This window comes from Bacteroides sp. CAG:189, assembly GCF_000432295.1.
GTDB lineage: Bacteria > Bacteroidota > Bacteroidia > Bacteroidales > Bacteroidaceae > Bacteroides > Bacteroides salyersiae.
On sequence record NZ_HF991074.1, the window covers coordinates 1 to 14,281 of the forward strand.

The window sequence follows — 14,281 nt, forward strand, 5'->3', positions numbered from 1 at the left end:
TCTACCAAGCTTGGAGTACTCAGAAGTTTTTTTTTCAATTCACAAGAATATGGAAAATCAGTAAACAATACCTGATCTCTATTCTTGATATAATATAATATAGGTTTAGCCCAAAACGAATAATAAGAGCACTCTTTGTCTTCAAAAGATGAACTATCCTCTTCTAAAGCATAATCTTCTTCATCATCCTCGCAATCTTCCCAATTTTCACCATCATCAAATATATCCTCTTCATTTAACTCATACAAAATCTTAATATTCAACAGATCCAAATAGTTCAAAACGGATTCCTCAACACTCGAAGAATCCAGTTTAGTAATAATATCTTCAAGCTCAAGAATCAAAGTTGACGTAAAATAATAATTATCAACCTCTTCACTGATTGTCCACAAATTATAATCAACATTATAATTTAAAGAGAAATACTTTTTCCTATAATCTTGTATTTTTCTATCAACAGGTCTGTGAGCCATCAAAAGGGCTATAAAATATTCTTGTAGTGACCTATGAGGAAATAGATAGTCTAATCCATCAATTATTATAACAGAAATACTAACTGTCAAATCATAAATTAAATGTTCAATATTATACGAATATCCTCTTTTCTTTTTAATAAATTCTAATTTTGAAATGAGATATTGCCTATCAAAAGTAAAACGACCTTCAAAATAGGAATAAAATGAAAACCATTTTAATATATCTTCAAAATCCTCTTGCTTTAGTTTTGTTTTTCGTTCATGAATTTCCCCTCCTTTACTAAAATTATCATGTCTTGTACATAAAGTATCAAATATATTAAAATAAAACTTACTTTTAGTATGGGGTAATTCCGGATGATTTTTAAAGGTAAAAATAAACATTGTTAGTAATAATGGATTCATCATATAATCGCAATAATCCACATTTTTAGGATCGTGAATAACCTCCATTATATTTTTCTGTAAAGACATACTGTCATCCAAAATAGACAACTGTTTTATTACAAAATCTTCAATCTGATTATTTCTAATTTTTGAGATTTTATAGTTATAAAAACGAGGCAATGACTCCACAAACGCCCCCGGACGAGATGTTATAACAAATAAATTCTTTCTATATCTATCTATGAATTGATTTATTTCATCCTTCCTCTTATTATAACTACCTTCAAACAGTTCATCATAGCCATCCAATAAAAATAGAAATTTACCATCAGAAAGTAAACGCTCTAAAATACGATCATTAGGAGATAGCCCATTATTAAAGATAATTGCAATAATATATTCCCTAAGTGAGCCATCAAAAGAATTCAAATTTCTTAACTCAACAAATATAGGTATCTCCAATTCATTATTAAGGAAATACAGAAAAAAATGTTTCACCAACATCGATTTCCCACTCCCTGCATCTCCTATAATCGCAACACAAGAACTTACATTGAAAACTGTTTTAAGATTATTCTCCACATTTATAATATACTTTTCTCCTGTAACTTTTACTCCTTTCAAATTTAACGGGAAATAAGTATCATAAAAATTCACAAGATCATTTCTATACAAAAATGTTTTAAGTTTTTCAAACTTTGCTTTTTGACCTAATGCATAATTTAAAAGTCCATCATCTAATAAATACGCAAGCTCCTCTTTGCAGTTTTTCAAAATCAACCCAATTTCTTTTCGCAAAGCAATTAACGACGGGATAGCAACAATAGGTTCTGTCATAATACTCTTATTTAGATTAACAAATATCTGAAAAAAGAATGAATAAACCGAATTTTCACTTAACTTTGTTTAGAAACTATTACCAGTCTCATGAAGTTTGTATAATTCAGTAATAATTTAAATTAAAATTTATATGGTATTAACTCCAGAAGAAAAGATAATCAAAGAATTCTTGATTAAATGTGCCATAACCAAAAAGATCGTCACATATCAGAATCTATCTACAGTTGCTAATTTAGGATTAGACATGAGTCTTTCTAAAGACAGAAATACAATAGGAGAACTATTATGTAATATTTCAAGGCAAGAGCATAAAGACGGAAGACCTATATTGTCAGCATTGGTCATTACAGCAAATAAAAAGTCCCAAGGGGACGGTTTCTACAAGCTGTGTGAAGAATTAGGATATGGAGAGTGGCAACAACTAAAGCAAAATGAAAAATTTTCAAAAGAACGAATAGATGAATGTTATGAGTTCTATTCCAAATTAAAAAAGTAATTCAACCATAACAAATAGCAAAGCCTACATAATTCACCATTAAGTGTGGTCTTTGCTATTTTGTTTCTGTCCAATATTTAATCATCACTAACAAATCCCCTCTTTAAGCGATATTATATACTGCCATTTTGTCACATCCTTAATTAAATATCGCTGACAATATTACATATCTGTATATAGAAGTTAAATAGTATTTCCAATCCTTATTCATTCTTCCTTTTAAGCATTTAATAACACTTTATATAACAAACTAATTTCCAATTGATTAAATCATAAAAAGTAGTTCTGCATTAATAAAGGCAAGAGTTTGGCACGCTACGGAGGTGCAATCTTTGTGAACAGGTTACTGACAAGTGGTCCGATCATTTGACAGAGCGTCATATTCTGCAATCAGATAAAAAGCAGCAGAAAATCACTCATGACGCTTCGTCATATAGAAATACAACGGAACGACCCTTGAAAAGTAATAATGGAATAATTAATACGTTGAATATATGATTAAAATTAAAACATGCTACACCGTAGCAAATCCTAAATTCTCTCTTAAAGACTCTAATGCAGAGTTCTCCGCAATAAGAATGCGTGTATTTATTAATAAGGTAAGATTAAACATTCACCTTCCGGCTGAATACAAAATCAAACCATGCCATTGGGATAACGCCACAGGAAGAGCAATCGAAGATCCGAAGCGGAATCCAAACTTAAAAGGAAATCCATTATTGCAGGTACAATTGCGTAATATCAATAAAGAGATAGAAAGAACACTTAATCTCTTCATTTGGGTAATGGAAAACTTCAAGTTACACAACATACAACCAATGGCAGACCAAGTGAAAGCTGAAATGATGAAAGAGCTGAATAGAGTGCAAATAGAAAGCAAACGCACCTTTAGAGATTTCATTTCCTATATTGACTTCTTCATAACCTTATGCAGAGAGGGTTCAATTTTAAATGATAAGGGGGCAAAGCTAGTTCCGGGTTCAATACGAAACTACGTTTCAACGCAAAGTGCATTGAAAAGATACTCAAAAGATCGTAACGTGAAATTAACTTTAGAATCTATTAATATGGACTTCTATAATGACTTTATTAGTTATTTAAACGAAACCAAGCACTCTCGTGGGCTGTATCGCCCTAGTGTAATCGGTAAATTCATAAAAAACATCAAGGTGTTTATGAGATATGCAAACGAGAATGGATATACCATCAATGATGATTTCAAGAAAAAAGATTTCAAAGCGTTTCGTGAAGATGCCGAATCAATCTATCTGAATGAAAGCGAATTAGAGAAACTCTATACTTTAGAACTCCCAGACAATCAAGCACAGGTAAGAGATGGCTTTCTAATAAGTTGCTATACAGGACTTAGATATAGTGACATTGCCCGTCTTGCAGCAAAGCATATTAATTTCCAAGAAGAGACTATTACAATTGTTACTCAAAAGACAGCCACAAAAGTTGTTATCCCAATTCATCCCGTTGTAAAAATCATCTTAGAGAAATATGGCAATAAGCCCCCTGTAATACAATGTAACCAAGCAACTAATCGTATGCTTAAAAAGATATGTCGCAAAGCTGGAATTACTGAAAAGATTAATATAATGGAAACAAAAGGAGGAATACGGCAAGAAGTTACCTATGAAAAATGCGAAATGGTAACATCTCATACAGCAAGAAGAAGTTTTGCTTCCAACGCTTCAAAGAAGGGGATCCCCTCCTTAGCAATCATGCAGATTACAGGACATAAAACCGAGAGTAGCTTCATGCGTTACGTTAGAATAACCAAGGAAGAAAATGCAAAAATGCTATTAAATCATGATTTTTTTAGATCAACAATCTAGTTTTACAACCAAAATGTTAATGGTTTAAAGCAAGTACAGTATCTTAGAACAAAATATTATATTATGGATTCAACAACGTTAAAAGAACTACTAAAGTATGATGGGGCAGAATTTCCCAAGAAAGAAATAAAACTCCCTCTACAGTCAGTATGGGAGTATCTGGGTTATCTTGAAATTTCCCTTGATTGTTTCAAATTGGCAATACAACATTTAGATGCTGATTTTTTTATGATTACTTCTCAAATAGGCTTCTTCTCCAAAGAAAAAATAGAGGATTTCATAAGTAATAACGGGTATCAACAATGCAATGAAGAAATCTGTTCTTTTGAACTCTTTAACAAACAGATATATTACGATGGAAATCTACTTTATAAGTTGTCATGCGAAGATTTGATGGAGAAGTATCTTCTTGAAGAGCATAAACAAATACTTGGATATGATGCATTAAACGCTCCCCTAAAAAAGAACATAATTGAAAACGGATACTACAGAATAGATGAATTTCCCCATATTAAAAATCAAAAATATAAAAATGATTTTTTCAGATTCTTTACAGACAAGGAAATATTCCAAGAATTGTATGAATGCGCAAAGTCTGAAAAGAAAGAAATTACAGACTTTAGTACCTTATTAAATAGCAAACTTCAACTGCTTAACAGCAAGCTATGTGGATTCTCCGAAGAGCTAATCTCACATTTAACTAATCAAACCTTAATTCATTGGTATATTCTGCTACAAAAACACATTGGAAATGCCATGTCTTTATTAACAGATTCCTCAGTCAATAAAATAGATACAAAACAAATAGTTTATATTATCAAATCTTTATTTGAGTACTATTTAGATGTTGACACAAAAGAAGTTCCTTTCGTTGAATTTACCAGAAACTTAGTTGGAACCACCTACAGTACAGCAGAAAAATATCTCCGTTCTCCTACAATGGGTTATAAAGAAACACCTTTTACTAATAATTGGATAGAAGTAATAGAACTACTGGATAAATTGGATACAGAAAATCCAAAAGTACGGGAGTTTATTCGATTCATTCTTGAAGAAAAGTATCGTCAGAAAAAAGGATTGAGCCATGATTTGCAAACAAAAATAAATGGCTTCATCGCAAAATACCCCTAATCTAACGACATTCCATTTTATAAACTACACGATGGCATATCCTCACACGGTATGCCATTTTTATTTCTATAAATCAAATACTTACCTAAAGCATTCGACTTACTTCTACATAAACCTTTTTTTGCCTCAGAATAAAACTAACGAAATTCAGAATAAACCAGCCATTTTACGGAATAAGCTTATCCCCTGTAAACCTGCACTTTGCCATACCTTTGCATCGTTGAAGTTGCGCAACTCTTCAAATCAAAACGATTAATAATAAAAAATAGAAAACAGATGAAAAAGAAAATCTTTATTCTTGAAGACCCAGAAGAACTGATGATCCAATTCGGTTCACAGGTAAGGAATACTATCAAAGAAGAGTTAGCCGATGCCCAGAAGAGAGCAACAAAAAAATCCACTACTAATACTTATATGAGTAGACAAGAAGTCTGCGAACTTTTACACATATCTTATTCAACTTTACATCGGTGGGTGAACTTAGAGATTCTGGTATGTTACAAAATTGGTAGACGTTCTCTCTTCAAAGCAAAGGAAGTTGAAGCTACTTTAGTCAAATTAAACGTGGGAGGAGGGCTTGGATATGGATACCAAACAACAATCAACTTCTATGCTTGAAATGGTAACTCAAAGTATTAACAACTTTGAGCAAGCTACTCAGCCAACTATACTGCCGACCTCTTCAAGTCCAGAAGAAGTTATAGAACATCTAATCAGTTGCGCTCGTCCCATCGATTTTGATGCGATTGCAAATAATCCGGATGGTAAAAAAGCCAATGTAATACAAAAAACAGTTATAACAATAGACGAATTCAAAAAGATAGCTGACCAAAATAACCGCAATATAACAATTATAAAAGGAGAGATATTCATATATAACGGAGTGTATTGGCAGAATCTTGAAGAAAATGAAGCCAAATATCTTCTAGGAAAAGTGGCAGAAGCAATGAACTATGATTCCATTGATTCACAATTCTATCGCACAAGAGATCGCTTATATAACCAACTGCACTCTGCCGCTTACACCCCAGAAGATTCTTCTGAAACCAAATGTGAAACAGTACTCGTCAATTTCCGCAATGGGACATTGGAAGTGAACGAAACGGGCGCAATTCTTAGAGAACATAGACCAGAAGATAAATTGACCTATTGCCTAAAGTATGATTATGATCCAAATGCAAAATGTGATAAATTTTATACATTCTTAAATCAGATGCTTCCGGATATAGAATCGCAAGTTATCTTATTTGAATATTTGGGATATACCTTAACCAAATACTTAAAACTAGAAAAATTTCTTTTACTTCTCGGGGAAGGGAAAAACGGTAAATCTGTTATCTACGAAATAGTACGAAAATTATTTGGTGAAGAAAATGTATGCAATTTGTCACTAGAAGAGGTTACAAAGGATAAAGGATATTGCAGAATAGACTTGCATAACAAGCTACTAAATTATGGTAGTGACATTGGGGGCAGATATGACCCCATCGTACTAAAAAAAATGACTTCGGGTGAGCCTATATACGCACGGGCAATTAGAAAGCAGCATATTACGATGTGCAATTATGCTAAACAAATGTATAATGCCAACCAATTGCCTAAAGAAAGCTCTGAATATACCCAAGGATTACTTCGTAGATTTTTAATTCTAAAATTCACTATAACGGTAGAAGACAAAGATGTAAACGTAAACCTTGCTAAAGAAATTTGCGAAACTGACCTCCCCGGCATATTTAATATGGTACTTGAAGGTCTCCAAAAAATTCTCAAACAAAAACGTTTTTCCCCATGTGCTGCTTCCGACAAAATCTTAAACGAATTTGTAGAAGAAGTAAATCCTCTATCCGAATTTCTCGAATATGAAAATTACACTCATAGTACTAAGAGCTATATGGCGTTAAAGTTTCTGTATGACGAGTATGCCAACTTTTGCTCACGCACTCGTACTATTCCAGTTGGTTATAAAGTATTTTCCCGACTACTTAAACAACAGAATTTTAAAGTAGAAGCTATCGGTGGAAAAGCACGGCAAGTATTTATAGAAAAACAAAATTAATAACTTAAATCGTCATTATCGTAATAACCACAGTATGGAGCATTACGATAATGACGATAATAAATGATAATCTTGAATATGGAAAAAGAATATCGCTATTCTTTAGATAACAGAAGGGGCGCTAATTTCATACATATTTGCCCCAACTGCGGAAAACGTGAGTTTAAAAGATATATAGGCAATACTACAATGGAATACATTGCAGAAGATGTAGGAAAGTGCAATCGACTTATCAAATGCGGTTTTCATAAGCCCCCTAAAGTACATTTCCAAGAACATCCAGAAGAAAAAACAAAAAGGAATGAACTATACAGAAAAAAAAGGCAGCCAAAATCCCCAATTAATATCAATGAAAAAGACTATGATATAATTGATGAAAAATACGTTAAGATATCAATGTGGAATAAACGATACATTAACACATTTACCATATGGCTTTTCAAATTAATAGGAAATAACCCTCATTATGGCATAGGAGTAATCAAAGACGTTGTACAAAAATACTATTTAGGTGGTTCGCATAGAATCAATGGAGCAGTAGTTTTCTGGCAGAGAGATTATAACAACCAAATACGTACAGGAAAAATTATGCTTTATAATCAACGAACAGGAAAGAGAATCAAAGATGAAAATAGACCTAATATGATAAACTGGGTTCATTACTACCTAAAGAAAGAGCATAGGTTAAAAGCAGATTTCAAACTAAAGCAATGTTTCTATGGAGAACATCTACTTAAAAAATATCCTAATGCGATTGTTGCTGTCTTTGAAAGCGAAAAAACAGCCATAGTAGCCTCCATAATATTTCCAGATTTAGTTTGCATCGCAAGTGGAGGATTAGGAGGATTGAATTTACAAAAATGCAAGGTATTAGCCCACAGGCACGTTATTTTCTTTCCCGACTTAGGATGTTACCAGCAATGGAAAGCTAAAGTTGAAGGTATATCCAAACATATCTTCTTTGCAAGCTACTCTATAAACGACGTATTAGAGGATAATGCAACTGAAGAAGAAAGAGCTGGTGGGTTAGACCTATGCGATTACATCATTAAATCATTGACTAACAACAATTAACCATATTATTAATTTCAATTTTTTAAGTTATGAACAACAAAAATAAATCAAAGAGTGAGAGCATTCAAGAAATTCTAGATGTACTGTGCAAAGAAAAGGTAGCACGGTGTTACTCAATAGACAGTAATTGTGACTTTTTTTTACCTCTGAGAAGAAAAACGACAAAGAGACTGCATGGCTCTTCAATATCTTATCTGATAGATTATCGATTCCTAATGGAGAAGTTATAGAAATGTCGGATACAAACATCACAATTTGGTCATCTAAAAGTTTTAATTCCATATTGAGGGTTCTATTAAACAAAAAAAGCCAATATATCATATAAGCACATCACCAGAAGAGCCTACCGAGATAAAGATATTAAAGTGGTCAGAGTATAAACTACTGCATGAACCATGTAAAAGACCACATCTGACTACAAAAAACGATTTGCTTTTTATGCCTCATGGTTTCAGAGAATCTTGTCAGCATAGCAAGTTTAATACTTATTTGGAAGAATCCAAAACGATAACTCGGCTTACTTAGAACACCGCTAAAAGCCGGAGTCAAAATATTACTACGAGAAAGGGCTGGGCTATTCATAGTCTGGCTCTTGCTGTATTCGCTCTAACAAGTTGGGTTTTGGAATTCAATTAGGCAACCTTGCTAATAAATATTATAAAAGTTAATATGAGCAATTTAGACAAGACAATTACATTTGACACAGTTAGATTCGTTACTTATAGTGAGTATATATCCGATGTAAATGATGAATTCTTTGATAATGATATAGACTTAGCCAGTGGAGAAGCAAGAAAAGTAGAATTTCATTCTCGTAAACACACAGATATAATTCCTTTTCAATTGTATATTAGAGTGAATTACAAATCTAAAAGAATGACGATAGAGTTCTCTTCTAAAATATTATTCAAAGACTATCCACTATTAATCTCTACACAAACGTTTCGGCAATGCTTACTCAATATTGAAAACCTTAATATTTGCAAATTAAATATTGATAAGATTATTGAGAACTGTTATTTCAACAAGCTACATATAACCAAAGATGTAGATTTAAAATTGACTAGTGAAATTCTTGATAGACTCAACCAATATAATGGAGAGTATAGACGATATAAATGGCACAGATACACAGATGGAATTTTGTTCACTAAAGATGTAAAAGCCGTAGATTGCAGAGAGTCAATAACCATTTATAATAAAGAAGCAGAAATTTCATTATATAGAAATAAGACATTCCTAAAGCAAACAGGTGCGGAGCAATCAATCCTCAACTATTTTCAAGGTAAAACCCGATTTGAGATAAAATTAGAGAATAAAAGAAAAATAATGAAGGAGTTAGAAATCTCCAACACAGATTTCCATTCAGTAATGAACACTAACAAAAACATCTTACTATCTTTATTCAACAAGATATTTGATGCAGATACCTCACATAAATCTAATACCATACAAATAAACAATATTGTAGACTATGGATTATGGTGCATTATCCGTTATCACAAATTCGATTTGAGAAGCATTGAGCAAGAAATTAAAGATATATCTCTTTACTCAAACAAGACCAAAGGAGCGTTAGGTAAACAAATGAAGAAAATCAAAGCAATGATGCAGATTTTTCTTAATCAAGAACATAATGCCGATTTTATCCTATCCCAAATTAGAGATAAAATAAAAAATTGATACTTAAATTGAATAACATATGACAGAAACGTCATATAAAGAATATTGCAGAAATTCTTTATTTAAAGTGATTTACAAAGAATAAAGAATTGATTTATAGAGAAATACTATTCAACAATCCCTATCCTCTATTTCTAACCACTTTAAGTATCCATGCTGTATGACAAGATATGACGCCTCGTCATAATATGCAAAAACGGAACAATTCTTGAAAATGTTTATTAGACAATGGATGTAAAATTATAAACAGAATCTAATGAAAATATACATTTCAGGACAAATTACAGGATTAGGAGTAGAGGAAGCCAAAGCTAAATTTGATAAAGCAGAAAAAGCACTGACTGTACAAGGATATATCCCTATTAACCCTATAAAAGTTAATACACCGATTGAGGGAAAGACATGGAAAGAGTATATGCTGGATGATATAAAACTCCTATTTGACTGCGAAGCTATCTTCTTGCTTAACAACTGGCAAGCCTCCAAAGGAGCAAGAATAGAATACTTAATAGCCAAAGAAATAGGAATGACAATCCTTATGGAAGCAGAACAATAAATTGTATAAGAACTATAATATATTGAGTAATATTTAAACTGTAAATACATGAATAAGAAAGAATTAACAAATGCTATTGCGGAAAGAACAGGATTAAGCAAGTTTGAATCAAGAAAAGTGCTAAATGCAGTAATAGAAATCATTACCGAAGAAATGGTAAGAAATGGAAGGCTGCTTTTGATTGGTTTTGGAACATTCTCAGTGAAACAAAAAGCTGCGAGAAAAGGAATGAACCCTAGTACATTTGCTCCGATTGATATTCCGGCTAAAAAGATTGCCAGTTTCAAGCCAAGTATCTATCTGAATTTCCTATTGAACAGAAAGAAAAGAGGAAGAAAAAAGAAAGAAGAGAGGGAATAATTTACAATACAACGATGATATAATCATAAACAAGCCTTTAGGATATGTAGTGTAACATAGATTTCAAGATTATAAATAGATTATACTTGATATTGTTTGTTCCTATTTGGCAATCTCGTAAATTTACAACCTAAAAATACAAAGAATATGATTATACCATTTAAGAATCATAAAATATTCGCATTCTCTGATACTCATGGGATGCACTCTCAACTGAGAATACCGTCAGAAGCTGACATCTTGATTTGCGCAGGAGACGGAGTAGAAGGTATAGAAGAACAGGAATTATCCGATTTCCTCAACTGGTATGCTGTTCAACCTGCGCAATTACGTATATTTGTGGCTGGTAATCATGAACTGTTGTTCGATTTATGCCCAGAAGATGCACAATTGCTAATCCCTAAAGGTGTTACATTGCTGGAAGATTCTGGGATAAAGTATGATAATATTCATTTCTATTCTATCACAGCACGCCCGTGGTTACATCATAAACAAGAAATTCCATCGAGCATAGACTTTCTGATAACCCATGGACCAGCAAAAGGAGTACTGGATGAAGGTACTGGATGCTCTTTATTAAAAGATGTGATCGCTAAATACAAACCTCGTAACCATGTATTTGGGCATATTCACTCTTGTGGTAGCCAAATGATAATTTGTCCAAATACTGTTCATTACAACGTTTCTTATTTCGAGAGTCTACTCTAATTCCATAAGTGATATTGAATATCAGTAATCACTTTGACCTACAAATATAAACATTTATGCCAACCAAAAATACCATACGAAGAAACTATCTAATCATTCGTAGAATTCTACAGAATGATTATCCCAGCAAGCGTACACTGCTCGACTACATGAAACGATATGACGTAGAGATTGGAGAGAGGACATTTCAAAGAGATCTAGCTGATATACGAAGTAATTTCGATATAGAAATCATATACGATGAACAAAAGAATGGTTACTATGCTCAAACAGATAGTACATTCGATTTCGATAAATTGCTCTATTTTATTGGACTAGCTGAAAGTTCTGATATTATTCTCTCCACCGTCAAAGACAGAAACAAACTCCTAGAGTACTTATCTATTAGTCCTACCCCTCACGCAAAAGGAGTTGAGAATATCGGTCGTTTACTGCAAGCAATCCAGAGCCAAATGAGCATCCACTTTGAACATCGAAACTATCAAACAGGCAGATTAAAAGAATATACAGTCTTTCCCTATCTATTGAAAGAGTTTGAAGGAATGTGGTATCTGTTTGCATACATTAGTGAACTAAAAGCATTTCGCACTTTTGGGCTTGACAGGATTAGTGACCTTATTATTACCGATAACCATTTCCAACGAGAGAAAGTACTGGAGCTGACTGCGGATAAATTCAATCAAATATATGGGTTAATCTATGAACCGGATAACAATCCAAATGCCCCAATAGAAAAAGTGGAACTAAGATTTTCCGATACTATGTTGCATTATCTGAAAGCTCTACCACTACACCAGTCTCAAACTATAAATGAAAATATTATCACTTTGCATCTAATTATCAATCCGGAATTAGAAAATAAGATAATCAGTTACGGAGAACAAGTAGAAGTCTTATACCCATTATCGCTTAGAAAAAGAATCATACAACGCTTGCAGAAAGCGATATCCCAATACTAACGTTTATGAAAATATGTGTAATTAGTGACATTCATGGACTGACAGAATGGAAGAATATTATCAATAAGGAAAGAGGGAATGTGGACAGATTTATCTTTCTTGGGGATTATGTAGATGACAAACATAGTCTTATTTCTCCAGAAGAACAGTTAGAAAATCTGCACTCTATACTTGACTTTAAAGAAGAATATACTAACGTTGATTTGCTAATAGGCAACCATGACTTACAGTATATCGGAGGTGTGAGAAGCAACCGCTTCACTCAACGGTTATCCGATCTTATACAAGATGAACTTATAGTCCTGATTCGGGAAAAGACAATTCAAGCGTGTGTTTGCTATGACAATTATCTGTTTTCCCATGCAGGTGTAAGCCGTATATGGATGAGAGAAAAAGGAATGCAACAATATACAGATATAAACAATCTGTTTCAAACATATCCATTAGTATTAGATTTCGTCAATAAAATAAACAGCGATGCTGCCGGAAATAATGTCTATCAAAGTCCATTATGGATTAGACCAGACTCTTTAAGTAAATCCGCACTCCCTAACTACCATCATGTAGTCGGACATACCAGAATAAAGGAGATTAGCATTATAACACAGGAAGAAAGTAAGTTGATATTTACAGACACTCAACTACAACAGTATCTAATTATCGACACTGATAACGAAATTGAAGAGATAAAGCAGAATTGAGAAATTAAAAAAATAATATCATAACCGTTACAGCAATGTAGCGGTTATTTTTTTCCAGATAAATGTAATATGAAAAAAATCATCCGAGCACCGACTGAAATTGTCGTACCCATAGTCTTAGCTTTGCAAGCAAAACTGGATTAAAAATCAGAATCAAGAGAAGGGAAAAAGTCTGCTGGAGAACAATCAAAATCCTTTGCAATAAGATAGAGTTGATGTACACTATACTTGGTATCAGAGTTTTCACTCTCTACTTGTCCGATAAAACCAGCAGAACAGCCAAGTATCTCTGCCATACCACGCTGAGACACTTTCAATTCCTTCCGCTTTTCTCTAATTCTATTAATGACAAATAGATCAATATCTGATTTCATAAAACCATGTTTTTGAATTTGTAAAGTTGAAAAAAAGATTTATCTTTGTGCTTAGAAACACTAAGCGGCAAGGCTTTTAGAGATTATGAGTAAGAAAATAGTAAAAAATGGTTGGGTGTATAACTATGATGTATCGGACGAATACCGTAGAAAATACGACTGCGAACTCACAGATGTTCGTTATGTGTTAGGGGAGCAATTCGATACGGATAAACAGAATGTATTGATTTGCATCGGTATTAATCCCAGCATGGCAATGCCAAATTTCCTTGACCCAACTCTTAGGAGAGTGCAGGACTACGCAAAAAGAAGCGGTGAATATGGAGCATGGTATATGCTGAATGTCTATCCCCAAAGAGCGACCAATCCGAACAACATGGATACGGACCATACTTACAACATAGAGATTCATTTGCGCAATCTTGCAGCCATAGAAGAATTGTTGTCTACCATTGAACAGGCAGATGTGTGGTGCGCTTGGGGTGTGGTTATTGACGATACAAAACGGACATATTTGTCTGATCTGTTATTCGGAAACGAAGATAAGAACATACAAGGTATAATCAGCCTGTTCAGTGGAAGCTATCATTTCAAAGCCTACGGAGTTACCACGAAAGGCTATCCTAAACACCCTCTTCT

15 protein-coding genes are annotated in these 14,281 nt (G+C 33.2%); 13 read left to right on the top strand and 2 right to left on the bottom strand.

Features of this window, described 5'->3' with window-relative positions; translation table 11 throughout:
• On the bottom strand, positions 1-1,700 hold a 1,700-nt coding region (locus QVP90_RS10995), incomplete at its 3' end, for an NACHT domain-containing protein (RefSeq protein ID WP_288204328.1).
• Positions 1,701-1,833: 133 nt separating this feature from the next.
• Here QVP90_RS10995 and QVP90_RS11000 point away from each other — a divergent pair.
• The 12 genes from QVP90_RS11000 to QVP90_RS11055 all read left to right on the top strand — a co-directional run bounded on the left by QVP90_RS11000 (position 1,834) and on the right by QVP90_RS11055 (position 13,268).
• Entirely contained in the window at positions 1,834-2,199 is a 366-nt protein-coding gene (locus tag QVP90_RS11000; protein ID WP_021936426.1) for a hypothetical protein, read from the top strand.
• Positions 2,200-2,693: 494 nt separating this feature from the next.
• A complete protein-coding gene (locus tag QVP90_RS11005; RefSeq protein ID WP_021936427.1) occupies positions 2,694-4,040 on the top strand; it encodes a site-specific integrase in 1,347 nt (448 codons plus the stop codon).
• Positions 4,041-4,103: 63 nt separating this feature from the next.
• Complete coding sequence (locus QVP90_RS11010; RefSeq protein WP_021936428.1) at positions 4,104-5,171, top strand: hypothetical protein; 1,068 nt, start codon at positions 4,104-4,106, stop codon at positions 5,169-5,171.
• A gap of 276 nt (positions 5,172-5,447) precedes the next feature.
• Positions 5,448-5,789 (top strand): helix-turn-helix domain-containing protein, encoded by a 342-nt coding sequence (locus QVP90_RS11015; protein WP_021936429.1) that lies wholly within the window; start codon positions 5,448-5,450, stop codon positions 5,787-5,789.
• Entirely contained in the window at positions 5,755-7,227 is a 1,473-nt protein-coding gene (locus tag QVP90_RS11020; protein WP_109115936.1) for a DNA primase family protein, read from the top strand. The genes QVP90_RS11015 and QVP90_RS11020 overlap by 35 nt, the downstream gene beginning before the upstream one ends.
• A gap of 78 nt (positions 7,228-7,305) precedes the next feature.
• Positions 7,306-8,301, top strand: coding sequence for a DUF6371 domain-containing protein (locus tag QVP90_RS11025; protein ID WP_288204331.1), 996 nt, complete (start codon positions 7,306-7,308; stop codon positions 8,299-8,301).
• 669 nt (positions 8,302-8,970) lie between these two features.
• Positions 8,971-9,984, top strand: a complete 1,014-nt coding sequence (locus QVP90_RS11030; RefSeq protein WP_021936433.1) for a hypothetical protein — start codon at positions 8,971-8,973, stop codon at positions 9,982-9,984.
• A 256-nt stretch (positions 9,985-10,240) separates the two neighbouring features.
• Positions 10,241-10,540, top strand: coding sequence for a DUF4406 domain-containing protein (locus QVP90_RS11035; RefSeq protein WP_021936434.1), 300 nt, complete (start codon positions 10,241-10,243; stop codon positions 10,538-10,540).
• Positions 10,541-10,588: 48 nt separating this feature from the next.
• Complete coding sequence (locus QVP90_RS11040; protein WP_021936435.1) at positions 10,589-10,900, top strand: HU family DNA-binding protein; 312 nt, start codon at positions 10,589-10,591, stop codon at positions 10,898-10,900.
• Between the two features lie 147 nt (positions 10,901-11,047).
• Positions 11,048-11,608 (top strand): metallophosphoesterase, encoded by a 561-nt coding sequence (locus QVP90_RS11045; RefSeq protein WP_021936436.1) that lies wholly within the window; start codon positions 11,048-11,050, stop codon positions 11,606-11,608.
• 149 nt (positions 11,609-11,757) lie between these two features.
• A complete protein-coding gene (locus tag QVP90_RS11050) occupies positions 11,758-12,567 on the top strand; it encodes a helix-turn-helix transcriptional regulator (protein ID WP_233514880.1) in 810 nt (269 codons plus the stop codon).
• A gap of 5 nt (positions 12,568-12,572) precedes the next feature.
• Positions 12,573-13,268, top strand: a complete 696-nt coding sequence (locus QVP90_RS11055) for a metallophosphoesterase (RefSeq protein ID WP_021936438.1) — start codon at positions 12,573-12,575, stop codon at positions 13,266-13,268.
• A gap of 140 nt (positions 13,269-13,408) precedes the next feature.
• Here QVP90_RS11055 and QVP90_RS11060 read toward each other — a convergent pair whose 3' ends face one another.
• A complete protein-coding gene (locus tag QVP90_RS11060) occupies positions 13,409-13,642 on the bottom strand; it encodes a helix-turn-helix domain-containing protein (RefSeq protein ID WP_016267069.1) in 234 nt (77 codons plus the stop codon).
• Positions 13,643-13,727: 85 nt separating this feature from the next.
• Between QVP90_RS11060 and QVP90_RS11065 the strand changes: the two genes are divergently transcribed.
• A partial coding sequence (locus tag QVP90_RS11065; RefSeq protein WP_288204336.1) for a DUF1643 domain-containing protein occupies positions 13,728-14,281 on the top strand: 554 nt, incomplete at its 3' end.

What these genes read in the sequence shown, in the direction of transcription:
- QVP90_RS11020 (WP_109115936.1), top strand. Translation starts at nt 5,755, where the DNA reads ATGGATACCAAACAACAATCAACTTCTATGCTTGAAATGGTAACTCAA.
- QVP90_RS11035 (WP_021936434.1), top strand. Translation starts at nt 10,241, where the DNA reads ATGAAAATATACATTTCAGGACAAATTACAGGATTAGGAGTAGAGGAA.
- QVP90_RS11015 (WP_021936429.1), top strand. Translation starts at nt 5,448, where the DNA reads ATGAAAAAGAAAATCTTTATTCTTGAAGACCCAGAAGAACTGATGATC.
- QVP90_RS11010 (WP_021936428.1), top strand. Translation starts at nt 4,104, where the DNA reads ATGGATTCAACAACGTTAAAAGAACTACTAAAGTATGATGGGGCAGAA.
- QVP90_RS11040 (WP_021936435.1), top strand. Translation starts at nt 10,589, where the DNA reads ATGAATAAGAAAGAATTAACAAATGCTATTGCGGAAAGAACAGGATTA.
- QVP90_RS11050 (WP_233514880.1), top strand. Translation starts at nt 11,758, where the DNA reads ATGAAACGATATGACGTAGAGATTGGAGAGAGGACATTTCAAAGAGAT.
- QVP90_RS11045 (WP_021936436.1), top strand. Translation starts at nt 11,048, where the DNA reads ATGATTATACCATTTAAGAATCATAAAATATTCGCATTCTCTGATACT.
- QVP90_RS11060 (WP_016267069.1), bottom strand. Translation starts at nt 13,642, where the DNA reads ATGAAATCAGATATTGATCTATTTGTCATTAATAGAATTAGAGAAAAG.
- QVP90_RS11025 (WP_288204331.1), top strand. Translation starts at nt 7,306, where the DNA reads ATGGAAAAAGAATATCGCTATTCTTTAGATAACAGAAGGGGCGCTAAT.
- QVP90_RS11005 (WP_021936427.1), top strand. Translation starts at nt 2,694, where the DNA reads ATGATTAAAATTAAAACATGCTACACCGTAGCAAATCCTAAATTCTCT.
- QVP90_RS11055 (WP_021936438.1), top strand. Translation starts at nt 12,573, where the DNA reads ATGAAAATATGTGTAATTAGTGACATTCATGGACTGACAGAATGGAAG.
- QVP90_RS11000 (WP_021936426.1), top strand. Translation starts at nt 1,834, where the DNA reads ATGGTATTAACTCCAGAAGAAAAGATAATCAAAGAATTCTTGATTAAA.
- QVP90_RS11030 (WP_021936433.1), top strand. Translation starts at nt 8,971, where the DNA reads ATGAGCAATTTAGACAAGACAATTACATTTGACACAGTTAGATTCGTT.